The organism is Saccharomonospora piscinae (assembly GCF_005862235.1).
GTDB lineage: Bacteria > Actinomycetota > Actinomycetes > Mycobacteriales > Pseudonocardiaceae > Saccharomonospora > Saccharomonospora piscinae.
The window spans coordinates 353,386-375,592 of sequence record NZ_VCEK01000001.1 but is presented as its reverse complement, the minus strand read 5'-3'; the positions used below and the strand labels follow the sequence as shown (position 1 = coordinate 375,592).

General features: G+C 70.0%; 23 protein-coding genes. 16 read left to right on the top strand and 7 right to left on the bottom strand.

The window, feature by feature from the left end; all coding sequences use genetic code 11:
• Positions 1-21 precede the first annotated feature (21 nt).
• Positions 22-924, bottom strand: a complete 903-nt coding sequence (locus tag FFT09_RS01795) for an NADP-dependent oxidoreductase (RefSeq protein WP_138381617.1) — start codon at positions 922-924, stop codon at positions 22-24.
• 70 nt (positions 925-994) lie between these two features.
• Between FFT09_RS01795 and FFT09_RS01790 the strand changes: the two genes are divergently transcribed.
• Both FFT09_RS01790 and FFT09_RS01785 read left to right on the top strand, forming a co-directional pair.
• Complete coding sequence (locus tag FFT09_RS01790; protein WP_138381616.1) at positions 995-1,618, top strand: TetR/AcrR family transcriptional regulator; 624 nt, start codon at positions 995-997, stop codon at positions 1,616-1,618.
• Between the two features lie 5 nt (positions 1,619-1,623).
• The gene (locus FFT09_RS01785; protein ID WP_138381615.1) at positions 1,624-2,154 is read left to right on the top strand and encodes a 2'-5' RNA ligase family protein; all 531 of its coding nucleotides are present in this window, start codon (positions 1,624-1,626) and stop codon (positions 2,152-2,154) included.
• Between the two features lie 68 nt (positions 2,155-2,222).
• Here FFT09_RS01785 and FFT09_RS01780 read toward each other — a convergent pair whose 3' ends face one another.
• Positions 2,223-2,981, bottom strand: coding sequence for an SDR family NAD(P)-dependent oxidoreductase (locus FFT09_RS01780; protein WP_138381614.1), 759 nt, complete (start codon positions 2,979-2,981; stop codon positions 2,223-2,225).
• A gap of 149 nt (positions 2,982-3,130) precedes the next feature.
• Here FFT09_RS01780 and FFT09_RS01775 point away from each other — a divergent pair, with 149 nt between their 5' ends.
• On the top strand, positions 3,131-3,784 hold the full coding sequence (locus FFT09_RS01775) for a TetR/AcrR family transcriptional regulator (protein ID WP_138381613.1): 654 nt from the start codon (positions 3,131-3,133) through the stop codon (positions 3,782-3,784).
• A gap of 70 nt (positions 3,785-3,854) precedes the next feature.
• On the opposite strand, the gene FFT09_RS01770 is transcribed toward FFT09_RS01775, so the two are convergent.
• Complete coding sequence (locus FFT09_RS01770) at positions 3,855-4,682, bottom strand: amidohydrolase family protein (protein ID WP_244231148.1); 828 nt, start codon at positions 4,680-4,682, stop codon at positions 3,855-3,857.
• Between the two features lie 215 nt (positions 4,683-4,897).
• On the opposite strand from FFT09_RS01770, the gene FFT09_RS01765 reads away from it, so the two are divergent.
• The gene (locus tag FFT09_RS01765) at positions 4,898-5,623 is read left to right on the top strand and encodes a dienelactone hydrolase family protein (RefSeq protein WP_138381612.1); all 726 of its coding nucleotides are present in this window, start codon (positions 4,898-4,900) and stop codon (positions 5,621-5,623) included.
• 151 nt (positions 5,624-5,774) lie between these two features.
• Here the strand turns inward: FFT09_RS01765 and FFT09_RS01760 are convergent, their stop codons facing one another.
• Positions 5,775-6,698: an alcohol dehydrogenase catalytic domain-containing protein gene (locus FFT09_RS01760; RefSeq protein ID WP_138381611.1), complete on the bottom strand. Its 924-nt coding sequence runs from the start codon at positions 6,696-6,698 to the stop codon at positions 5,775-5,777.
• 108 nt (positions 6,699-6,806) lie between these two features.
• On the bottom strand, positions 6,807-7,175 hold the full coding sequence (locus tag FFT09_RS01755) for a MerR family transcriptional regulator (RefSeq protein ID WP_037333323.1): 369 nt from the start codon (positions 7,173-7,175) through the stop codon (positions 6,807-6,809).
• A gap of 178 nt (positions 7,176-7,353) precedes the next feature.
• On the opposite strand from FFT09_RS01755, the gene FFT09_RS01750 reads away from it, so the two are divergent.
• The gene (locus FFT09_RS01750; protein WP_208544332.1) at positions 7,354-8,466 is read left to right on the top strand and encodes a coiled-coil domain-containing protein; all 1,113 of its coding nucleotides are present in this window, start codon (positions 7,354-7,356) and stop codon (positions 8,464-8,466) included.
• 114 nt (positions 8,467-8,580) lie between these two features.
• Positions 8,581-9,816, top strand: a complete 1,236-nt coding sequence (locus tag FFT09_RS01745; protein WP_138381610.1) for an epoxide hydrolase family protein — start codon at positions 8,581-8,583, stop codon at positions 9,814-9,816.
• A gap of 30 nt (positions 9,817-9,846) precedes the next feature.
• On the opposite strand, the gene FFT09_RS01740 is transcribed toward FFT09_RS01745, so the two are convergent.
• Complete coding sequence (locus FFT09_RS01740) at positions 9,847-11,124, bottom strand: APC family permease (protein ID WP_138381609.1); 1,278 nt, start codon at positions 11,122-11,124, stop codon at positions 9,847-9,849.
• A gap of 120 nt (positions 11,125-11,244) precedes the next feature.
• Here FFT09_RS01740 and FFT09_RS01735 point away from each other — a divergent pair, with 120 nt between their 5' ends.
• From FFT09_RS01735 to FFT09_RS01700, 8 genes are all read left to right on the top strand, one after another.
• Positions 11,245-11,712: an Lrp/AsnC family transcriptional regulator gene (locus tag FFT09_RS01735; RefSeq protein WP_208544331.1), complete on the top strand. Its 468-nt coding sequence runs from the start codon at positions 11,245-11,247 to the stop codon at positions 11,710-11,712.
• Positions 11,713-11,989: 277 nt separating this feature from the next.
• Complete coding sequence (locus FFT09_RS01730) at positions 11,990-13,261, top strand: pentapeptide repeat-containing protein (protein ID WP_244231146.1); 1,272 nt, start codon at positions 11,990-11,992, stop codon at positions 13,259-13,261.
• 225 nt (positions 13,262-13,486) lie between these two features.
• Positions 13,487-14,134: a HEAT repeat domain-containing protein gene (locus FFT09_RS01725; RefSeq protein WP_138381606.1), complete on the top strand. Its 648-nt coding sequence runs from the start codon at positions 13,487-13,489 to the stop codon at positions 14,132-14,134.
• An 8-nt stretch (positions 14,135-14,142) separates the two neighbouring features.
• Complete coding sequence (locus FFT09_RS01720; protein WP_138381605.1) at positions 14,143-15,159, top strand: MerR family transcriptional regulator; 1,017 nt, start codon at positions 14,143-14,145, stop codon at positions 15,157-15,159.
• Positions 15,160-15,498: 339 nt separating this feature from the next.
• Complete coding sequence (locus FFT09_RS01715; protein ID WP_138381604.1) at positions 15,499-15,957, top strand: RrF2 family transcriptional regulator; 459 nt, start codon at positions 15,499-15,501, stop codon at positions 15,955-15,957.
• Positions 15,958-16,096: 139 nt separating this feature from the next.
• A complete protein-coding gene (locus FFT09_RS01710; RefSeq protein ID WP_138382008.1) occupies positions 16,097-17,020 on the top strand; it encodes a sulfite exporter TauE/SafE family protein in 924 nt (307 codons plus the stop codon).
• A 151-nt stretch (positions 17,021-17,171) separates the two neighbouring features.
• Positions 17,172-18,725, top strand: coding sequence for a molybdopterin-dependent oxidoreductase (locus FFT09_RS01705; protein WP_138381603.1), 1,554 nt, complete (start codon positions 17,172-17,174; stop codon positions 18,723-18,725).
• Between the two features lie 118 nt (positions 18,726-18,843).
• Positions 18,844-19,527, top strand: coding sequence for a fasciclin domain-containing protein (locus FFT09_RS01700; RefSeq protein ID WP_138381602.1), 684 nt, complete (start codon positions 18,844-18,846; stop codon positions 19,525-19,527).
• A gap of 52 nt (positions 19,528-19,579) precedes the next feature.
• On the opposite strand, the gene FFT09_RS01695 is transcribed toward FFT09_RS01700, so the two are convergent.
• A complete protein-coding gene (locus FFT09_RS01695; RefSeq protein WP_138381601.1) occupies positions 19,580-20,272 on the bottom strand; it encodes a haloacid dehalogenase type II in 693 nt (230 codons plus the stop codon).
• A 78-nt stretch (positions 20,273-20,350) separates the two neighbouring features.
• Here FFT09_RS01695 and FFT09_RS01690 point away from each other — a divergent pair, with 78 nt between their 5' ends.
• Positions 20,351-20,902, top strand: a complete 552-nt coding sequence (locus FFT09_RS01690) for a CGNR zinc finger domain-containing protein (protein ID WP_081190117.1) — start codon at positions 20,351-20,353, stop codon at positions 20,900-20,902.
• A 195-nt stretch (positions 20,903-21,097) separates the two neighbouring features.
• The gene (locus tag FFT09_RS01685) at positions 21,098-22,171 is read left to right on the top strand and encodes a LacI family DNA-binding transcriptional regulator (RefSeq protein ID WP_138381600.1); all 1,074 of its coding nucleotides are present in this window, start codon (positions 21,098-21,100) and stop codon (positions 22,169-22,171) included.
• Positions 22,172-22,207: the final 36 nt, after the last annotated feature.

The following is a 22,207-nucleotide window of genomic DNA, read 5'->3' as shown; positions in this document are numbered from 1 at the left end:
CCCCCGGAGGCGGAGTAACGGTCACACGAGCAGGACGCGGCGCCCGCGCGTGTGACCGGCCTGGCTGTCGGCGTGCGCCGCCGCCGCTTCGGCGAGGGTGTACGACTTCGCCACCGGAATGCGAAGTTTGCGCCGGGTGATGAGGTCCACGGTCTCGGCGAGCGCGTCCGGCATGCTCCCGGCCACGCCGGAGAAGCGCACACCGAGCGCAGGGGCGAGATCGGCGATCGAGATCACCCTCTGTGGGTCTCCGGTCAGCTCGACGAGTTCGCGGATCACCCCCGAGCCTGCCAGGTCGAGAGCCGCGTCGACCCGGCCGAGCCGCCGCACCCGGTCGGCCCAGCCCTCGCCGTACGTCGTGGCGAGGGCACCGAGGCTGCGCAGATAGTCCTGGTTCGCGGCCCCGGCTGTGCCGATCACCGTGATGCCGCGGTGGCGGGCGATCTGCAGCACCGCCGATCCGACGCCACCGGAGGCGCCGCTGACCAGCAGCGTCTGCCCGGGCTGCACACCGACCTCACGGATGATGCGCAGCGCGGTCTCCATCACGGAGGGGTATCCGGCCGCCTCGTCGAACGTCAGGCCCTCCGGCATCCGGGCCCAGGCCGACAGCACGGCGAACTCCGCATAGGTGTCCGTGCCTTCGCCGAAGACGTGGTCGCCGACCTTGACGCCGTCAATATCCTCAGCGCCCGCACCGACCTCGTCCACCACGCCGGCGGCGTCCAGCCCGACTCCGGCGGGCAGTTCGATCGTCGGATGCGCGCCGAGCGATTGGCCTTCCCGGATCCTCCAGTCCACGGGGTTCACACCCGCCGCCCGCACGGCCACGCGGATCTGGCCGGGGCCCGCGTGGGGTTCCTCGGCGTCGGCGAGGTGCAGGACGTCCGGACCGCCGAACTCGGCGAAGATCACTTTCTTCATGCGACCGACCATAGCACTAACTGTTAGCTTTTTGCACTTGTTTCAGTTTCACATTTGCTAGTGTCAGCGGATGGCCGCACAGTCCGGACGCCGGGAGCGCAAGAAGGCCGCCACCCGGCAGAAGATCGCCGACGCCGCCCTGCGCCTGTTCCTGGAACGCGGATATGACGCGGTGGGCATCCGTGACGTGGCCGCGGAAGCCGACGTCGCCGTCACCACGCTGTTCGCCCACTTCGCGTCCAAAGAAGCTCTCGTGTTCGAGCAGGACGAGAACTTCGAGCACCGGCTCAGGCAGGCGGTCACCGAACGAGCCCCAGGCGAGCCCCTCATCCCGGCACTGCGCCGAGAGATCCAGGCCATGGTGCGGCACTGCCTGGCCGACAGCGCCGCACCGGTCCAGCGCATGATCGACGACTCACCAGCCCTGCGGCAGTACGAGGCGGCGGTGCGGCTGCGCCACGCGACGTCGCTGGCCACGGCCATCGCCGCCGACCTCGGCCTGCCGCGGGCCACCACGGCCTGCCGGGCGATCGCGCGGTTCGCCGTCGACGCCTACTCGCTGGCCAGGGACGCCGCGGATCCCGAGGGCGCGGTGGACGAGGTCTTTCGGATGATCGAGGCCGCCTGGGAGGTCGCGTGCGCTGCCGACGCCCCCACGGCGTCCACCGCCCGGGCCGGGACAGCGGCACCGTAGTCGGGATGACCGCAGGGCACTCGGTCCTCGCCGTCGCGGTACCCGCGTTCGAGGACTACATCCAGCGCCGGACCGCCCACTACGACGCCTCGTTCCTGTCCTCGGACCCCGCCTTCTCCCACGCGCACATCACGGTGCTGGGGCCCTGGCTGACGACGCCGTCGCAACCGGACCTCGACACGGTCGAGCGGATCGTGGCGGCGGCGGAGCCGTTCGACACCACTCTCGCGAGGGTCGAGACCTTTCCCGACGGCCTGATCCACCTGCGTCCCGATCCGGACGAGCCGTTCCGAGCGTTGACCGCCGCCCTGGTGGACGCCTTCCCGCACTGCCCGCCCTACGGCGGCCGGTTCCCGGACCCGGTCCCGCACCTGACCCTGGACCGGCGAGCCGAGACAATCACCCCGGACAGCGTCGGCGAGGATCTGCGCCACCTGCTCCCGGCACGGCTCCACGTCGACCGGGTCGATCTGCAGTGGTGGGCCAACCACAACTGCCACGTGCGCGAATCGTGGAAACTCGGCCGGGGTCGCTGACGCAACACCACACGCGACGACCGTCCGGCGGGAAGCACGGTGACGCCGCTGGGGGAGCGGCTTCTCGCTCAGAGGATGGCGCCGCCGGAGACCTCGATACGCTGGGCGGTGACCCAGCGCAGGTCCTCGGAGGCCAGCGCGGCGATGGCGTCGCCGATCTCGTCAGGTTCGCCGACGCGGCCGAGCGCGGTCTGTCCGGCCAGAACCTGGCGAAATTCGGCGTCGTCCCGCATCGCCCCACCGTTGAAATCGGTGGCGGTCGGTCCCGGGGCGATGGAGTTGACCCGGATTCCGTGCGGGCCGAGTTCCGCGGCGAGGGTGCGGCTCAGGGCTTCGACGGCGGCCTTCGAGGCGGAGTAGACCGAGGTGGCGGGGCTGGTGTGGCGGGTCAGCGACGACGAGACGTTGATGACGTGGGCACCCTGGGCCAGCAGCGGCACAAGGGACTGGATGAGAAAGAACGTGCCCCGGACGTTGGTGCCCAGCACCGTGTCGAAGTCGTCGATCGTGACGTCCTCCAGCGGTCCGAAGATCCCCACTCCCGCGTTGTTGACCACGATGTCGAGCCGCGAAGTACCCCAGCGCTCCAGCTGCTCGCTCAGTTCGGAGGTGAAGGACGCGAAAGAGGAGACGTCGCTGAGGTCGAGCCGCAGAGCAGCGGCAGTCCCACCCACCGCCTGCACCTGTTCCACCGTCTTCTCAACCCCGGCCGCATCACCGCGATGGGTGACCAGGACCCGCACCCCACGTGTGGCCAGAGCGATGGCCGCGCTACGTCCGAGGCCGCGATTCGCGCCGGTCACCAAAGCGATCTTGTTGCTTGTCATGAATTGCTCCTCCACCGCGCGGCCGCCGGAATTCACCCGGGCGCCACAGATACGATGCGAGTCACTCGACTCGCCTTGCTTCCGCATCGTAAGCCGGACCTTCGAAGCGAGTCAAGTGACTCGCCTCGGGGTTGCGGCATACTGTCCGCATGGCAGCAGAACTCTCCGAACACCACCGCAGACTCGCTCAGCAGAAACGCGAGGCGATCACCACCGCGGCCACCGAACTGTTCCTGGAGCGTGGCTACGACGGCACCTCACTAGCCCGGATCGCCGAAGCGGCCGGGGTCTCGAAGTCCACCCTCTTCAAGCGGTTCCCCACCAAGGCGGCCCTCTTCGAGGCCATCGTCACCGAGTCCTGGCAGCGTGACGCCGGCGACACGGCCGCGCAGCCACAGACCGGAGATCTGCGCTCCGGACTGACAACCATCGGCCACCGCTATGCCGACCTGGTCGGCCAGCCCGGCATGACAGCCCTGTTCCGGATCGTCATCGCCGAACTGCCTCGTTTCCCGGAACTGGGACGGATGCAGTTCGAACTAGGCAAACTGCCCTACTTCAACTCCGTTCGGCACTACTTGGAATCCGAGCACGAGGCGGGCAACGCTGATGTCCCGGACGCGGTGAGCGCCGCGAACCAGTTCCTCGGCATGATCGCCAACTACGTCCTGTGGCCCCGCATGCTGCTGATTGACTGGAACCCCTCAGCCTCCGACATCCACGACGCCGTCGAACAGGCCGTCCAGACCATGCTCGCCAGATACACCACGACTCGCCAACCTGACCCAGAGCCGCAACGGTGACACCCGGCGCACGATGCTCATCGTTCGCGACGCCCCCACTCACGGGATGTGCCGATGCTCCCGAGGCCGGTTATCCGCTCAAGCCGAACACACGGCGTGCGTTGCCCGCGAGGAACAGGCTTTTCGCCTCGTCGTCGAGCCCGAGTTCGTCGAGCCTGCGCAGGCACTCGGCCGCGGTGATCATCGGGTAGTTGCTGCCGAACAGCACCCGCTCGCGGCCCCGGCCCCGCATGAACTCGACCAGCTCGCCGGGCAGCCGGTGCACCGCGTAGGCGGAGGTGTCGACGTAGAAGTTGGGGTACTTCGTCGCCAACGACAGAACCTCGTGAATCCACGGGTAGCCGACGTGCCCGCCGACCACCACCAGATCCGGGAAGTCGAGCAACACCTCGTCCAGGTAGGGGATCGGCCTTCCCGGCTCGGACGGGCACAGCGGCCCGGTGTGCCCGATCTGGGTGCAGAACGGCACACCCAGCTCGACACAGGCCACGTACAGCGGGTAGTACCTGCGGTCGTTCGGTGGCAGATTCCACAACCAGGGCACCACCCGGACCGCGACGAAGCCGAGTTCGCGCACACAGCGGCGGATCTCCCGCACCGCCCCGACCGGGTCGGTCAGATCCACCGTCGCCACGCCACGGAACCGGTCGGGATAGGCCGCGACCACCCCGGCCACCTCGTCGTTCGAGATCAGCGGCCCGGCAGGCCCGTGCCAGGCCGACAGCAGCCCGCAGGACACCCCGCCCTGGTCCAACGCCGCGACCGTGTCCCGCACCGGCGGTGCCTGCCTGCGCACCCCGGTCCAGCGCAGCAGCGTCTCCAACCACGGTTGCTGCATGAACACGTCATTGGGCTGCTGCATCCACGCATCAACGACGTCGGCGACTCTCTCGGGCACCCCAGGCTCCTTCTCGGTGAGCGGTGCAGCGCGACAGGTCCGCGCACTACACCTGATCTTGACCGCCAGCATGCCCGACGTCCCCACGCGTGCGCGAGCCCGTTGCGCGGCGCTCCCCGCAGCGGGCGAGGAGTTGGCGGCGTAAGAACAGACCCCTGTCCGCCAGCAGTGAACACCCGTCCAAGTGAACGTGACGGTCACTACAGTCCAGTCGCATGACGACAGTCACAACGCGCGCGGTGCAGTATCCAGCCGACAACCTGACGATGATCGGACACCTCGCGCTCCCGGCCGGCACCGATCGCCGGCCCGCAGTCCTGATCGGACCCGAGGGCATGGGACCCAGCCACGTCGAGCGCCACCGGGCCGAGGCCCTGGCGGAGCTTGGGTACGTGGCGCTGGCCTTCGACATCCACGGCGGACGCTATCTGGAAGACCCGGAGGAGATGTTGGCCCGTTGCATGCCGCTGCTCGCCGACCCCGACCGGATGCGAGGAATCGGTCACGCCGCCCTCAACGTGGTGCGTGCCGAACCACGGGCCGACCCCGACCGCATCGCCGCCCTCGGCTACGGCACCGGGGGTGCAGTCGCGGTGGAACTCGGTCGCGATGGCGTCGACCTGCGCGCGATCGGGACAGTCAACGGTCTGACCACGGGCCGCCCGGGCGAGGCGGCACGCATTCGCTGCCCGGTCTGGGCCGGGGTCGGGTCGCAAGATCCGATCATGCCGCCCGCGCAACGGGAGGAATTCACCGCAGAGATGCAGGGCGCGGGCGTCGACTGGCGCCTCGTGGTCTACGGAGGAGCTCTTCACGCCTTCCACCACCCACCGGTTGACCACCCCGCACCTCCCGGCGTCGGCTACCATCCGCGGCACGCACAGCGAGCCTGGCGTGACATCGTCGCGCTGCTCGATGAGTGCCTGCCCGTCGCGCAGTGATCCGATCGGCTCCTGATCCTCGCTCCTGCCCGCCGTCGTCGTCCCGGGAAGGCGTCGCGGTCAGCCAACGACCACGGACGACGAGGGCACAGCACACGATCCGACACGAATGTTGACCAGACGCCGGAGCCGAACGGTCGGGCACCACCTTTCACGTCACCTTGATGACGACCTTGCCCGGGGTGTGACCGTTCTCGACGGTGGCGAGGGCGGCCGGGGCGTCGGCGAGCGGATGGACCGCGGTGATCACAGGTGCGAGGACTCCGTCGAGCGCTAACCGGGCGGCCCGCCACAGGCTCTCGCGGTCGAGGCGACGCTCGACGAAACGCCCACCGAGCTCGGGCACGGACGCATCACCCACGGCGATGACATCGCGGGGATTCCGGGCCAGCGGCGCGACCCTCCGCAGCGAGGTGCCTCCGACCAGGTCGACGATCCCATCGAAGCCGCCCGGAACCAGCTCGTGTGCCGCGGCGGCGACGTCTTCGGCGGCGTAGTCGATGAACCGCACCCCGACGGTCTCGGCGTGCTCGCGCTTGGCGGTGCTTCCGGTGCCGACCACCCGCAGCCCGCGCGCGACGGCCAGCCCCGCGACGGCGAGACCGACCCCGCCCCCGACTCCGTTGACCAGAACCGTGGCACCGGCCGGGAGGCCGAGCTGGTCGAGCGCGTCCACCGCGGTCGACCCGGCCACCGGCAGCGTTGCCGCCACGCTCGCGGACAGACCCGCCGGAATGCGTGCGGTGTTCGGCGCCGAGAGCACCGTCGTCTCGGCGTAGGTGCCGCCACCGGTGAGCGCGAAGCCGAAGACCGCGTCACCCACCTCGAACTCGTCGACATTCTCGCCCAGGGCGAGAACGGTTCCCGCTGCCTCCATGCCCAGCACGCGGGGAAACGGACGCCCACCGTCGAGCCCCTCGACCAGACCCGAGCGCAGGAGATGGTCGAGGGGGTTCACACCGGCGACGTCGACCCGGACCAGCACCTCGCCAGTCCCGGGGACGGGATCGGGACGATTGAAGAACTCCTGCACCTCGGGCCCACCATGCTTGCCGAAACCCCACGCCTGTCCCATTCTCCGCTGCCTCTCGTGTGACCGAACCCCGTGATTACCGGGCCTGGTCGCCATCCTCACCGCTGACATCGATGTCAGAGGCAACGGGCTGAGGTGCGGGTCACAACGTCACGTGGACAGCTCCGCCTGGTGCCGGGCATTGGCCCTGATCAGCACGTCGAGCGCCTCTCGCGTCTCGGTCAGGTGCGCGATGTCGGCGTCGATCCGGTCGCGCTCACGCGTCATCGTCGCGAACGCCGACTCGACCACGTCCGGGTCACTCGGAGTCTCCACGCACGGCAGCACTGTCGCGATCACCCGGCTGGACATGCCCGCGTCGAGCAGCTGCCGGATGAGCGACACGCGCTGCACCTCGGCGTCGGAATAGTGCCGCTGCCCGGCGTCGGAGCGTGAGCTGCTCAGCAGGCCCTGCGCTTCGTAGTACCGCAGTGAGCGCGGACTCACGCCCGTGCGCTTGGACAACTCGCCGATCCGCATCCCTGAGAGCCTACGCCGGCGTGCTGCGAGCTACGCAGACTGCGGACACGGCTACGCAGGCTGCGGACACGGTCGTCATTCTTCGCGATGGCACATAACATCCATTGTGTGCCATTGAGTTTCACTGTTGCGCGTGTCGCGGAATGGTTTGGCGTATCGCGTGCGCGATACTGATCCGGTGACAGACGAGCTGGTGGAGACGCAGAACGACGAGACAACAGCCGAGAACGCGGTGTGCGCGCTGGACGGGTGCGACAATCCGCTCCCGCCGCCCGCCGTGGACGAGCACGGGCGCCGCAAGGGTGGTCGCCCCTCGTCGTTCTGCTGCAAGAGCCACGCCGACGCGGCGTCCCGGCAACGCCGGGCCGCGCGGACGGCCGCGATCGTGGACCCGTTGGTGGAGCTGCGCCGCACCGCCGAGGTGTTCACCACGGTCTCGGCGCCAGTGGTGGACGCGCTGACCGACATGGCGAGCCGACTGACCCACGCCGAGGAACAAGCGCTGTCCCAGGTGCGGCAGGCCGAGGAACAGGCAGCCGGCTCGCGAGCGGACGCCGAGGACGCGCTACGCCGCGCCGATCAGGCGGACCGGGACCGGGACCGGGCGCTGGTACAGGCCCGCGAGGACCGCGCGGCACGGGAAGACGCGGAACGCGCCGCACAGCACGCGCGCTCGGAGGCCGAGTCGGTGCGGAGCCAAGCCTGGGCGACGGTGGCCGAGCACGAGCGCGCCAGGGGAGCGGCGGACGCCGCCGCGCAGGCCGCCGAACGCGCCCGCGACGAGCTGGCCGCCGAACTGCGCGCGCAGCGGCAGCGCCTCGACACGGCCGAGGCTGAGCGGGACGAGCTGGCGTCCCGGCTCGACGACGTCCGCGCCGAGCTACGGGAACTCACCACCACCCACGCCCGGCTCACGGAACGGCTCGACGCGACCGAGGCGCGAGCCGACGAGCTGACTTCCACGCTCGCCGAAACGCGGAGCCAGCTCGGCGCCGCACGCGAAGAGATCACCGGGCTGCGCTCCGACCGCGACGCCGCACGCGAGAACGCGGCCAGCGAACGCACGGCCCGCGCGCTCGCCGACGCTCGCGCCGCGGCCGCCGAGGCCACCGCCGCCGACCGGCAGGCGCGCCTGGCCGAGGCGGCCGAACAGCTCCGTGCGGCGCACGAGCGTCTCGACCGGCTCCTGGCGGCTCATGCCGGGCGGTCCGCGGAACCGGGAGACGGCGCGGGACCCGGGTCCCGCTCGGAGCAGTCCAGCAGCGCCGAACAGGCCGGCCGCGAGCGATAGGGTGGCTGGTCGGCGGACCAGTCACGGTTTACTGATCTCCGAGGCCGACCGCGAGGGACGCGAGAATCGCAGGCCGTCGGCGCTGCCGTACCGACCACTGTGAGGAGCTATGCCATGTCCACCCAGTACGGCGTTGCTGTGGAGCCCACGCGTATTCATGTGCCGGACACGGTGCTCGGCGACCTGCGCGCGCGCCTCACCGGGACCCGTCCGCCGCTGGACGAGAAAAACGAGGACTGGTCCTACGGCGTTCCGGCGAGCTATCTTGCTGAACTGGTCGCCTACTGGCGCGACGACTACGACTGGCGCACGGCCGAGGCCGCCATCAATGCCTACGAGCACTACCAGGTGAGCGTCTCCGGTGTCCCGGTGCACTTCCTGCGCAAGCCGGGTCGCGGCCCTCGGCCGATCCCGTTGATCCTCACCCACGGCTGGCCGTGGACATTCTGGCACTGGTCGAAGGTCGTCGATCCGCTCGCCGACCCGGCCGCGTTCGGGGGCGACCCCGCCGACGCGTTCGACGTCATCGTGCCGTCCCTGCCCGGCTTCGGTTTCCCCGGCCCGCTCACCGGGTTTCCGGACGTGAACTTCTGGAAGGTTTCCGACCTCTGGCACACCCTGATGACCGAGACCCTGGGGTACGAGAAGTACGCCGCCGGGGGATGCGACATCGGCGGGATCGTCTCCAGCCAGCTCGGCCACAAGTACGCCGACGAGTTGTACGGCATCCATATCGGCTCTGGTTTGCCGCTCGACTTCTTCACCGGCGACCGCGCCTGGGACTTCGCCCGGAATCGGCCCCTGACCGACGGCCAGCCCGCCGACGTCCGCGCCCGCATCATCGAGCTGGACCACCGCGCGGCGTCCCACCTCGCTGTGCACATGCTCGACGGCGCCACCCTGGCCCACGGACTGAGCGACTCACCCGCCGGACTACTCGCCTGGCTGTTGGAGCGTTGGCACGCCTGGAGCGACAACGGCGGCGACGTCGAGTCCGTCTTCACCAAGGACGACCTGCTCACTCACGCCACGATTTACTGGGTGAACAACTCCATCGCCACATCGATGCGGTACTACGCCAACGCCAACCGCTATCCCTGGACCCCCGCCCATGACCGCACTCCGGTCGTGCAGGCCCCGGTAGGCCTCACCTTCGTCACGTTCGAGAACCCGCCAGGCATCCGCACCGCCAACGAGCGCGTCCGGGCGTTCAAGACCGGCCCGCAGGCCGATTGGTTCAACCATGTCAACGTCAACGCCCACGACCACGGCGGCCACTTCATCCCCTGGGAGAACCCGGAAGCCTGGGTGAGCGACCTGCGCCGCACCTTTCGCGGCCGCAGGCCCTGAGCTGATCGAGCGTTCGGATCGCTCACGTCGTCAGTGGTGTCGCCGTCTCCGGACGAGCGTGACGGTGAGCGCGACCGCGAGCACCGCGATGCCGTACAGCGACCGCCAGCCGGACTCGATGAGAGACGCCAGGAGAACCACGCCGATCAGCAGGTTCAGGACCGATCGGACGGTACGGCCCTGTAGCCGGAGGTAGGAGGCGATGCTGAGCAGGTACAGCACCACGAAGGTCGCGCTGGTTCCGGCGAGTGCGTCGACGAGCAACGCCGGGAAGGCCGCGAGCGTGCTTCCCGCCACGAGGAAGAGCACGGCGAGCAGGCCGAGTGCGCGGCGTGGCACTCCGCGTGCGGTGGTGCGTGCCAGTGCGGCGGGCAGGATCGCCGAGCGGCTCGCGCCGACGACCAGCTGGCTGACGCCCCAGACCCAGGACACGGCGTTCTGCACCATCGCCCCGATCGCGATCGCGGTGACCAGGGCGACGACGAGCTGTCTGGATGGAAGGTGCTCGGCGAGTTGCAGTAGGCCGGTGGTGCCGTCCACCGCCTGCGCGGGGATGCTCACGGCGAGGGCGGCGGTGAGCAGCATGGTCAGCAGCCCGTAGACACTGAGCGCGATGACGCTGACGGGGAGGAAGTCCCGGTCCGGTGCGCGGAACTGCCTGCTGAGGAAGGTCAGGTTCTCGAAACCCGCGAACGCCCAGAAGGCGAGCAGCACGCCGGGCAACACCAGGCCGAGGGTCTCCGCCTGCGGCGTGATGGGCGAGGCGTCGTCGGCGGTGGGCAGGGCCGAGCACGCCAGCACGAGGGCCATCACGATCAGTGCCGCCGCGCCGGCGTGCTGTGCGCGCCGGTTCGCGCGGGCGCCCACGGTGTTGACCGCGAGGGCCGCGAGCAACACTGCCGCCGCCGTGGCTGTCTGAACGGTGGGACCGGCCTCCAGCGCCCGCATGGCGTATCGGCCGGCGACCAGTGCCCCGGCGGGAAGGCCCACGACGACCAGAGCCACGAACAGGATCGGGACACACCGTCCGAGTGCGGGACCGAGTCCCGCTCGCACGAAGGACTCGATGCCGTCGCCGGTCGGGTACCGGCGCACCATGTCCTGGAACATCAGCAGCATCGGCAGGCACAGCGCGGTCGCCAGCACCCACACGAGCACGCTGTTACGCCCCACCTCGGCATACACGGCCGAGGGCAGGAACAGGATCCCGGACCCCGCCACCGAGCCCAGCGCGAGCGGGACCGCTTGCCAGCGGGACAGCCCCGCGCGGTCGGGTTCGGGGTGGTGCCGGGTCGTCGTGCGGCTCATGCGGAAACGATGGCATGTCCGGCCGGGCACGCGATGCCAAATGATGCCGCTGGATACGCTGTTCGAGCAATATTCAGCGTGTTCGAACCCGTTTTGGGGGCAATGATGGCAGGCGTCGAGATGGATGGCGTTGATCGGCGGATTCTGGAGGAGTTGCAGCGCGATGGGCGGTTGCCGAACACCGCCCTCGCCGATCGGGTGCGGCTGTCCCCGTCACCGTGCCTGCGCCGGGTGCGCGGCCTGGAAAGCAGCGGTGTGATCAGTGGCTACCGGGCTGAGGTCGACCGGTTCGCCGTCGGGCTCGGGCTGACCGTGTTCGTCGAGATCAAGGTGGCCGGGCATTCCCGGGACCTCGCGGGCCGGATCGAGCAGACGGTCGCGAGGATCCCCGAAGTGGTCGGGTGTCATCTGGTGTCCGGGTCGGCGGACTTCCTGCTCGAGGTGGTCGTGGCGAACCTGCAAGCCTACGAGCGGCTCCTGCTCGACACGTTGCTCACGCTTCCCGGGGTGGAGGACCTGCGGAGCAACTTCTCGCTGCGCACGGTGAAACAGGCCAGCCCGCTGCCGCTGGACCACCTGAGGGGGTGACTGCTCGGTCATCGACTCGTGCGCCACATGCTCACCTTGACGCTGATCCGCCCACGCCAGAGCACCCGGTTCCCGCGCTCCTCGCGGACTTTCGTTCGGATCGCGCGCAGGACCGCAGCCAGGCATGGCACACGCTGTTCACGCGGGTGGCGTTGTTCGGGTACCGCATCAGGTGTGGCCACGATCGAACATTCCGACCGCGCGGGATCACGAGGGTCGGCATAGTGCTGCCATGACGTGGAGATGGGGGCACCGCACAGGCGCTGGTGACGAGTCGGTGACAGAGGATGGCGTTGCGCTGCGGCCGCTGCCGGCATCGAGTGTGTGGTGGGTGCTCGGCGGGCTGCTGGGTGTCGCGGCGGTCGTGACCGCGGTGCTGCTGCTCGTATTCGGCGATGGGACCGAGAGCGATAAGGTGCGGTTGGAGGCGATCCGGCTTGCCGGCACCATCGTGCTGGGCACCGGAGGCGGTGCGGCTTTGTTCGTGGCTCTGCGGCGGCAACGCACCACCGAACTCGACCTGGTGCACAAGCTGGCCGAGGCCAGGACCACCCAGCATGACGCCGAGCAGCGGCGGGTGACCGAGCTATATACCGCCGCGGTCGAGCAGCTCGGCCACGATCGCGCTGCGGTCCGGCTCGGCGCGCTGTACGCACTACAACGGCTGGGTCAAGACCATCCCGAGCAGCGGCGTCCGATCGTCAACGTGTGGTGTGCCTACCTGCGGATGTCCTTCCGGGACCCCGCCGCCGACGGCTTGGACGAGCAAGAAAGCCTGGAGTGGCGCCAGGAGCGGGAAGTGCGGGTGACGTTGCAGCGGCTGCTGCGCGAGCACGTCCACTCCGGCCCCTACAGAGAGAAGCCCGCTTCACCACGGTTCTGGGGTGATGAGCTGGACATCGATCTCACCGGCGCCACCCTCCACGAACTGGATCTCGACGCCTGCCGCATCCACCCGCGCACGACCTTCACCCACGCCACGTTCGCCGGCAACAGCCGATTCCGCTCCGCCACGTTCGCCGGCGACGCCTGGTTCGCCGAGGCCACCTTCACCGGCCACGTCTGGTTCAACGGGACTGTGTTCACCCGCAGCGCCTGGTTCGGTGAGGCTACGTTCACCAGTGAGGCTTCGTTCGCCCAAGCCACGGTCAGCGGCGCCTCTTCCTTCATCAAGGCCACGTTCTCCGGCAGCGCGTATTTCGATGACACCACGTTCATCGATACCGCCGTGTTCGAAGAAGCCGTGTTCACCGGCGTCGCCTGGTTCCGCAACGCCACCTTCACCAAGGTGGCCACGTTCGCCATGGCCACGTTCACCGGCCCCGTCTTGTTCCGCGACACCACGTTCGACAACGGCATTGCGTTACACAGCGCCAGAGCGCGGTGCGACCACAAACATCAGTGGCCAGCTGGTTGGAGCTGCGAATTGGTCTCGGCCGCGCGGGAAGGGATGCCAGAGGGTGAGGACCCGGACATGTCATGGGGTCGGTTGCAGCCGGTCCCAGCCCGGAACTCCCGAAGTTGTCCTGAGCCGCGAAGTAATCAGTGAGAAGCAAGGTAACAGGGCCGCCCAGCGTGTCCACGCTCCAGCGACACCGGCTCAGCCGACAGCCCCTTGGCCGGGACGACTGGTGCGTAGATCACCAGCACGAACAGTCCGATCGCGATCAGCTCCCAGATCGATCACCTGAGTGGGTGGATGCTGGGTCATCGAGCCACCGACACTGAGCACTTGACCTTGACACTGTGACAGGGTCTTGACTGCGGGCAGGAGGTGATCCCCATCGGATCGGCACATCTGCTCGACGCCTTGCGCGCACGCAACTCGTCGACACGGCTCGAGGCCGCCCTAGCGGCGGGCACGCATCCCGAGGCCGCCTTCGTCACCGCGCTGGTGCAGCGGTGTGCGGTGGAGCCGGACTTCTTCGTGCGCGACATGCTCACCTGGGCGTTGACCCGCCAGCCGCCGGAGGACACGGTTCCCGCGCTGCTCACGGAGCTTCGTTCGGATCGCGCGCAGGCCCGGAGCCAGGCGTTGCACACGCTGTCCAAGATCGGAGAAGGGAGCGCGTGGCCCGCGATCACGCGGTCGCTGCTGCGCGACGCCGACGACGAGGTGGCGCGCAGCGCGTGGCGGGCCGCCGTCGTCCTGGTGCCAGCGGGGCAGGAGGAGGCGCTGGCCACGGAACTGGGCGCGCAGCTCGGTCGCGGCGACCGGGACGTGCAGCGGAGTCTCAGCAGGGCGCTCGTGGCGCTCGGCGACGTGGTCGAGCCGGTGCTCCAGGCGAGATCGCTCAGCGGCGACCCGGCGGTGCGGGCGCACGCCCGCGCCACGGAGGTGCTCCTGGGTGACCCGGAGGCCGGTTTCGATTCGGTCATCGAGGAGGCGAAACGGCTCGTCGCGCTCGGGTCGGAAGGGTAGGAAGCAGCATGCTGATCGGCGAGGTGGCACGCCGCTCCGGGGTGAGTGCGCGGATGCTGCGGCACTACGACTCGCTGGGGCTGGTGCGCCCCACGGGCCGCACCGTGGGCGGGTATCGCGAGTACTCCGCGGAGGACATTCGCCGAATCCTGCATGTGGAGGGGCTGCGGTCGCTGGGGCTGTCGCTGCGCGAGGTCGGGCGTGCGCTGGCCGACCCCGACTTCGCGCCGTCCGCGCTCGTCGGCGATCTCATCCGGCGTACCGAGGACCGGGTGAGGCGGGAGCGGGAGCTGCTGGAACGGCTCCGCGCGATCGACGCCTCGGCGCCCGCCGGCTGGGAGGGTGTCCTGCGCATCGTCGAACTGCTGCACGGGCTGGGTTCTCCCAGCGCGGCGCGCAGGCAGCAGGCCGTCCTGGCTCCGGTGGGAGGTGTGCCCGTTCCGGCCGATGTTCTGGCCAGGGCGGTTCTCGCTGAGTCCGACCCGAACGTCGCGGGTGCCCTGCGGTGGGCACTCGCGCGGGCGGGTGATGAGGGCGTGGCGAGCGTGGCCTCCGGTCTGGCTTCGGGGGACGTCGACGTCGAGCGGCGCGCGGTCCGGGCGCTGTCCGGGATGTCCGGTGACAGGGCGACCGCCGCGCTCGCGGACGCGCTGGGCAGCGGGGACGCGACGGTGCGCGCGCTCGCCGCGCTGGCCCTCGGGCGACGTGGAGAGTCCGCGGCCGTGCCGACGCTCGTCGGCATGGTGGTCGTGGGCACGAACGACGTCGAAGCAGCCGAGGTCCTGGGGTCGCTGTCGCGGAACCCGGCGTGCGCGGGTTGGATCGTGGACGCGGTGGTCGCCGCACTCACCGCGCACACCGGGGAGCCGGCGGTGCGGAGCCGGCTGGCGCAGGCACTTGCCGAGCTGCCCGGGTCCCGCGCGCGAGATGTCCTGGGGCGGTTGGTCCATGACGGTGACCGGGCTGTCGCGGCCATCGCGCGAGCTGCGGCGCGCGGCAGTGACCGGGTCGGCGACCTCGGCTGACCTTGCGCCGGGCTGTGGCGGCGGACAGGCGTTGTACGTCGGGGCGCCGCCACAGCCCGGCCGATAGCGGGGCGCAGAGCGGGAAACGCTGGAAAAGCCCAGGGCGGGCGCAGAAAGGGGCGGGGCTAAGAGCCCCAGCACATTGGTCTGTTCGGCTCGCGACGCCCAGGCGGCGCCTCGCTGCGTTGGAGGAGGCGCCCACGTACTTCCAGTACGCGGACACCCCTCCGCCTTGCGAGCCTGGGTCCCCGGCGGGGACGCTCGCCACCCCGGTCAGGGACCGCCTGGCCGCCGCTCCCTGAGCGAACGCCAACGTGTTAGGGGCTCTAAGCTTGCGGTATGCGAATCTCGGCCAGGGCGGACTACGCGGTGCGGGCCGCGCTGGAACTGGCTGCCGGGCAGGATTCTAGGCCGCTGACGGCTGCGACTATCGCTGAGGCCCAGCAGATTCCGCACAAGTTCCTTGAGGGAATCCTGGCCGACATGCGCCGCAGCGGTATGGTCGTCAGCCAACGTGGCGGTCGCGGTGGCTTTCGGCTCGCCAAGCCTGCGGAGCAGATCTCCATCGCGGACGTTATCCGTATGGTGGACGGGCCGCTGGTCTCAGTGCGGGGCGCACGGCCGCCGGAGCTGTACTATACCGGGCCCGCCGAGACCCTGCTGCCGCTGTGGATTGCGCTGCGGGCACATGTGCGCCACATCCTCGACGGCGTGTCGCTGGCCGATGTCGCGTCAGCCAAGTTGCCTGATGCGGTCGCCGATCTGACCGAAAACCCTGACGCCTGGACAAATCCGTAGCACGAGCCGGAACCACTCGCTGGCAGGCCACCAAACGGGCGCGGGCCATCCAGCATGTGAACACCCCTTGGGATAGGTGTGTCTCTATGCCAATATTCCCTACTAATCTAGTGGGAATACTAGGGAACTTGAGGTGGCTGTGAGAACGCTGATCCTGCTCGCCCTCGCCGGGCTCGGTGCTCAACTGGTGGACGGCAGCCTGGGCATGGCCTACGGCGTGACTTCCACCACCCTGCTGCTGGCCATCGGCACCAGCCCGGCGGCGGCCTCGGCCACCGTCCATCTCGCGGAAATCGGCACCACCCTCGCCTCGGGTGCCGCCCACTGGCGCTTCGGCAACGTCGACTGGCGAGTCGTGGCGAAGATCGGCATACCCGGCGCACTGGGAGCGTTCGCCGGCGCCACCTTCCTCTCCCACCTCTCCACCGATCTCGCCAAACCCGTCATGGCGCTGATCTTGCTGAGTCTCGGCGCCTACGTACTGGCCAGATTCACGTTCCTCGGTCTGCCCAAGGGCAACCTCGGTAAGCCGCTGCGCAAGCGGTTCCTGTCCCCGCTCGGCCTCGTGGCCGGGTTCGTCGACGCCACCGGCGGGGGCGGCTGGGGACCGGTCGGCACGCCGGCCATCCTCGCCAGCGGCCGTCTGGAGCCGCGCAAGGTGATCGGCTCCATCGACACCAGCGAGTTCCTCGTCGCCGTCGCCGCCAGCCTCGGCTTCCTCGTCGGCCTGGGCTCCCAAGGCGTCAACTTCGCCTGGGCTGGCGCCCTGCTGGCCGGGGGTTTGATAGCCGCTCCAATCGCGGCGTGGCTAGTCCGCCACATACCCCCACGCATCCTCGGCTCGGCAGTTGGTGGTCTGATCATCATCACGAACACCCGCACCCTGCTCCGCAGCGACTGGGTCACGACCGGCGACTCCGTCCAGTGGGCCGTCTACGCAGCCCTTTTCGCCCTCTGGGGCGCCGCCATCGCCTACTCCCTCAGGGAACACCGCCGCCAGTCGGTAACAGCATCACAGTCGGATGCCGACAGCCGCACCACGGAATCCCCGACCACAACCTGAGCTCCTCCCGGCCTGCCCTTTCCACTGATCCCGGCCTCGCCCCACCACAGGCATACGTGATCGACATGGAGATGGGCAGGTCCGCCAAGTGCGCGGGCCACCGCCGACCAATACGTGCGGTGAGCGGCTCCGAAGCTCCACCATGAGTGACATGACCGGCACACCACAACGTCGGGAGCTGCCGCGGCTGTCCCGGCCTGCGGCGGCGGGGTGTGGCGTGCTGGCGCTGGTGGCGGCGCTGGCGTCGGGCCACGTCGTCGCCGGGTTCGTCGACGGCAACGCCTCGCCTTTTCTGGCGGTGGGCAACACGGCGATCGATCTGTCGCCTGCCTGGCTCAAGGACTGGGCGGTGCGGACTTTCGGGACGGCGGACAAGCTGGTGCTGCTGGGCGGCATGGCGGTGGTGCTGGTGGGGGTCGCGGTGGTGGCGGGGCTGGCGTCACGCCGCTCGCCGCGGCCGGGCACCACGGTGGTGGCGGCGCTGGGACTGGTGGGCCTCGCCGCCGTACTGGCACGGCCGGATCTCGGGGGTCTCGCGGTGCTCGCTCCGCTGGCCAGCGGGTTGGTGGGAGTGGCCGTTTTCCGATGGCTGCATCGGCTGGCCCGGTCGGCGGCGATGCCGCGTGCGGCCGGTGGCGCGTCACGGCGCTCGGTGTTGCTGGCCTCGGCGGGCGTCGCCGCCGGGTCCGGGGTGAGCTGGCTGGTGGGGGAGCAGGTCGGAACGGCGCGGGACGCCGCGGGTTCCCGCGCCCGCGTGGGCAGGCTCGTCGCGGCGGAGCCCGCGCCGCCGATCCCGCCCGGCGCGGATTTCGCCCGCGCGGGCACACCGACTTTTCTGACCCCGAACCGCGACTTCTACCGTGTCGACACGGCGCTGGTGGTCCCGCAGTTGCGGGCCGAGGACTGGGAGTTGCGCGTGCACGGCCTGGTGGAGCGCGAGCTCCGCTACACCTACGCCGACATCCGGAACCGGCCGTTGGTGGAGCGCACCATCACCATGACGTGCGTGTCCAACGAGGTCGGCGGACCCTACGTGTCCACGGCGAACTTCCTCGGCGTCGACCTCGCGGAGCTGCTGGCCGAGGCCGGTGTGCGGCCGGAGGCGCAGCAAGTGTTCTCCACGAGCTCGGACGGCTGGACGGCAGGCACCCCGGTCGCGGCGGCGGCCGATCCGGATCGGGGTGCGCTGCTGGCGATCGGGATGAACGGTGAACCGCTGCCGCTGCGCCACGGTTTCCCGGCGCGGCTCGTGGTGCCCGGCCTCTACGGCTACGTGTCCGCGACGAAGTGGGTGGTGGACCTCGAACTCACCACCTGGGCGGCGCGGCAGCCCTACTGGTTGAACCGGGGCTGGGCCGAGCGCGCACCGATCAAGACCCAGTCGCGGATCGAGCGCCCGCAGGGCTTCGACACGGTGCCACCCGGGCGGCTGCGGGTCGTGGGGGTGGCGTGGGCGCAGCACACCGGCATCGCGCGGGTGGAGGTGCGGCTCGACGACGGGCCGTGGCAGGAGGCGGAGCTGGCGCGGGAGGTCAACGTGAACACCTGGCGGATGTGGTCGGTCGAGCTGGACGTCCCCGCCGGGTCGCACCGGATCTCCTGCCGCGCCACGGACTCGTCGGGAGTCACGCAGACCGAGCAGCGCTCCGGCACCGTGCCCGACGGCGCCACCGGCTGGCACACCGTGAGCGTCACCGCCCGGTAGGTCGGAGAAATCCTTGGTGCACGGCCAATCCGGCTGCCGCGCCGCCCCGAAAGTCAGATATGAGCGCGGCCAGGGCGATCTCAGCCGAGCCGTGACCCACCTGATTGGAGTGATTCCCGTGAAGACTGCTCGTCTCGCCGGTGCCGGCATCGCCGCGGTGGCGGCCCTGACCCTGAGCGCCTGCGGCAGCGAGGCCGCCGACGACAGCGCATCCGGAAGTGAGGCCACCAACGACGGCGGCACCAGCAGCCCGATGGCCCCGCCGTCGAGCTCCATGTCCGAGAGCATGGGTCAGGGTGTGACCACCAACGACGACGTGTTCGGTCCCGCGTGCGATCAGCTGCCGCAGGGTGACGAGCCCGGCAGCCTCGACTCGATGGGCCCGCAGCCGGTGGCCAGTGCCGCGAGCACGAACCCGCTGCTGACCAAGCTCGTGGCGGCCGTGGAGGCGACCGAGCTGACGGACACCCTCAACAGCCAGGAGGCCATCACCGTGTTCGCGCCCGCGGACGCGGCGTTCGACGAGCTGGGTGAGGAGAAGTTCAACGAGCTCGCGCAGAACCCGGACGAGCTCGCGCCGATCCTGCAGTACCACGTGGTGCCCGAGCGCTACGACGCGCAGGGCCTGCAGGACGCGGGCACGGTGGAGACCCTGAACGCCGAGGGCGGCCCGGTGCAGGTCGAGGGCTCGGGTGAGGACATGACCGTCAACGGCGCGGCCGTGCTGTGCGGCAACATCCCCACCGCGAACGCCACGGTGTTCGTGCTCGACACGGTGCTGATGCCCGGAACCAACGAGTAAAGAACGCTGAGGCGAGAGGAGCCCGGTTCACCGCGATGAGGTGGGCCGGGCTTCACCCGTGGGTCAGGGCGGCCACGAGGTCATCGAGCCGGTCGAAGCTCCCGTCGAAGGTGTCCGAGCCCGCCGGCGGGTCGCCGACCGGGCGCGCGACATAGGCGGTGCGCATACCGAGTGCCTGCGCGCCGCGAAGGTCCCAGGCATGAGCCGCCACCATCAGCACGCGGTCCGCAGCGCAGTCAGCGGCGTCCAGGGCGAGCCGGTACACCTCCGGCGCCGGTTTGTAGGCCCGGACGGCTTCGCCGGACAGCGCCTGGTGCCAGCGCAGCCCGGCATGGGCGTTGAGTCGCGGGAGCGCGGCGCGGCCGGCGTTGGACAGCCCGAGGACCGGCCAGTGCCGTGCGAGCCGGTCGAGCGCGGCGACGGAATCGTGCCACGGCGGCAATCGCCTGCCCGCGGTGGCCAGGCGGGAGACGACCGCGGGATCGGCCACCCCGGCCTGCGCGGCCACCCGCTGCGCGGCTTCGCCGTCGATGACCTCGGAGTTGGCGTAGGGACGGTGGCCGCGCGCGATGCGTTGCTGCTCGTGGCCCCGGTAGTCCTGCCATGCGGTCAGCGACTCGTCGACGACCGCGTCGTCGGCACCGGGCAGCGCGTGGCGGATCTCCGCTCGGAGCCCGCTGGGTTCGTCCACCAATGTGCCGAGGACATCGAAGACGACCACCTCGATGTCGCGGATGCCGACCATGCGCTACTCCCTGTCTGCGTCACCGGTTGAACAGGTGACGACCTTGCCACGCGGTCCGTCACCGGTCAAGATGGTGACGTGCGATTCGCGTTCGTGAGCGGCGATCCGGCCCTCGACCTCACCGCCACCGTGCTGTCCCGGCGAGCCGACCCCGTCGACACTCTGACCACACCCGCGGACCTTGAACAGTGGGTAGCGGAGTGTGCCGAACTTCCTGACCACGTGACCGCCGGCGCCACCGATCTCGCGTCCGCGCTGGCGTTGCGCGAAGCGCTGTACCGGCTCGCGCTCGACCGCCTGCGTTCCCGGCCCTTCCATTCGGGCAGCCTGGCGATCGTCAACGACACGGCCGCCGGTCCGGTGCCCACGCTTCGCCTCAGCGACGACGGGCTGCGCGCCTCCGGCGACTTTCGTGCGGTGCTCACCCGCCTGGCCCGGCGCGGGATTACCGTGCTGGCCGATCGCGGGGCCTGCCTCAAGGAGTGCGGTCGCCCCGACTGCACCCGGCTCTATCTCGATCGCTCCCGTGGTTCTCGCCGCACCTGGTGCGGCATGGACGAGTGCGGCAACCGCGTCAAGGCCGCGGCCTACCGCGCGCGCAGACGGGCGAGAGCCACGGCGGCGGACTGATCCCACGCGCGGCCCGCACGCGCGGCATCGACTCGTGGGCGAACGGGCTGTTTCAGTGATGTAAGCGGTTGCGCGGCTGGCCGGGAAACCGGGCACTCGCGCTGGGACGTGCAGCGACTTTCGTATGTAAGAGCTTGCGCGGGGGCGGTTCGTGTTGTGCAGTGGGGTGGCCGGTACCGGTCAGGAGGAGTTCGCATGGCGGCAAGCCAGGCGGAGGTCGCTCAGCGTGCGGGAGTGTCCACAGCGACCGTCTCGCGGGCGCTGCGCGGTCTGCCGCGCGTCTCGGAAACCACCCGAGCCCGCATCGTCGACGCGGCACGGGAACTCGGCTATGTCGCCTCGCCCGCCGCATCCCAGCTGGCTACCGGGCGCACCCGGACCGTGGGTGTGGTGGTGCCCTTCGTCGATCGCTGGTTCTTCGGCCGAGTGATCGCGGGGGCGGAGGCGGTGCTCCGGGAGGCCGGTTTCAACCTCCTGCTCTACAGTGTGGGCGACGAGAACGGGCGCGCCCGCTTCTTCGAGGAGATGCCGTTGCGGGGCCGGGTCGACGCGGTGTTGCTGCTGGCGCTTCCGCTCACGCCCGGGGAATTCGAGCGCCTCTCCGAGCTCGGCGTCCCACTGGCCGCCGTCGGGCTCGACGAGCAGGGGATGGGATGCGTCCGCATCGACGACGCCGCCGGGGCCGAAACGGCGATGCGCCACTTGGCGACCCTCGGTCACCGGGACATCGCCTTCATCGGCGGGGGTACCGGAACACCGCTGGGCTTCCGGGCTCCGGTCGAGCGACGTGCCGCCTACTTCGCCGTCCGCCGTTGCCTTGCCGTCGACGACGATCCAGAGTTCGATCTCGACGGCGGGTTCACCCTCAACGGCGGACAAGCGGCGATGACCAGGCTTCTGTCCGCGCGGCGCCTGCCGACAGCGGTGTTCGCCGCGTCGGACGAGATGGCGTTCGGCGCACTGCGCGCGATCCGCCGATCCGGGTTGCACGTGCCACGAGACATCTCGCTCATCGGTTTCGACGACCACGAAATGGCCGACCTGCTGGATCTCACCACCATCGCTCAGCCCGTGGTCCAGCAGGGGCAGGCCGCAGGCCGCATGCTGATCACGCAGCTCACCGGGGAGACCACCGAACCCGAAGCCGTCGTCGTGCCCACCGAACTGATCATCCGCGGGACCACGGCACCACCCACAACATCGACGACCAGGAGCCCGGCGGTCACGACGCCACACGGCGAACAGGTGTCCAACCTTCCCGCGTGCTGATCCCCCGGCGCGAAGAAGCACAATCGCGCGCTTCGG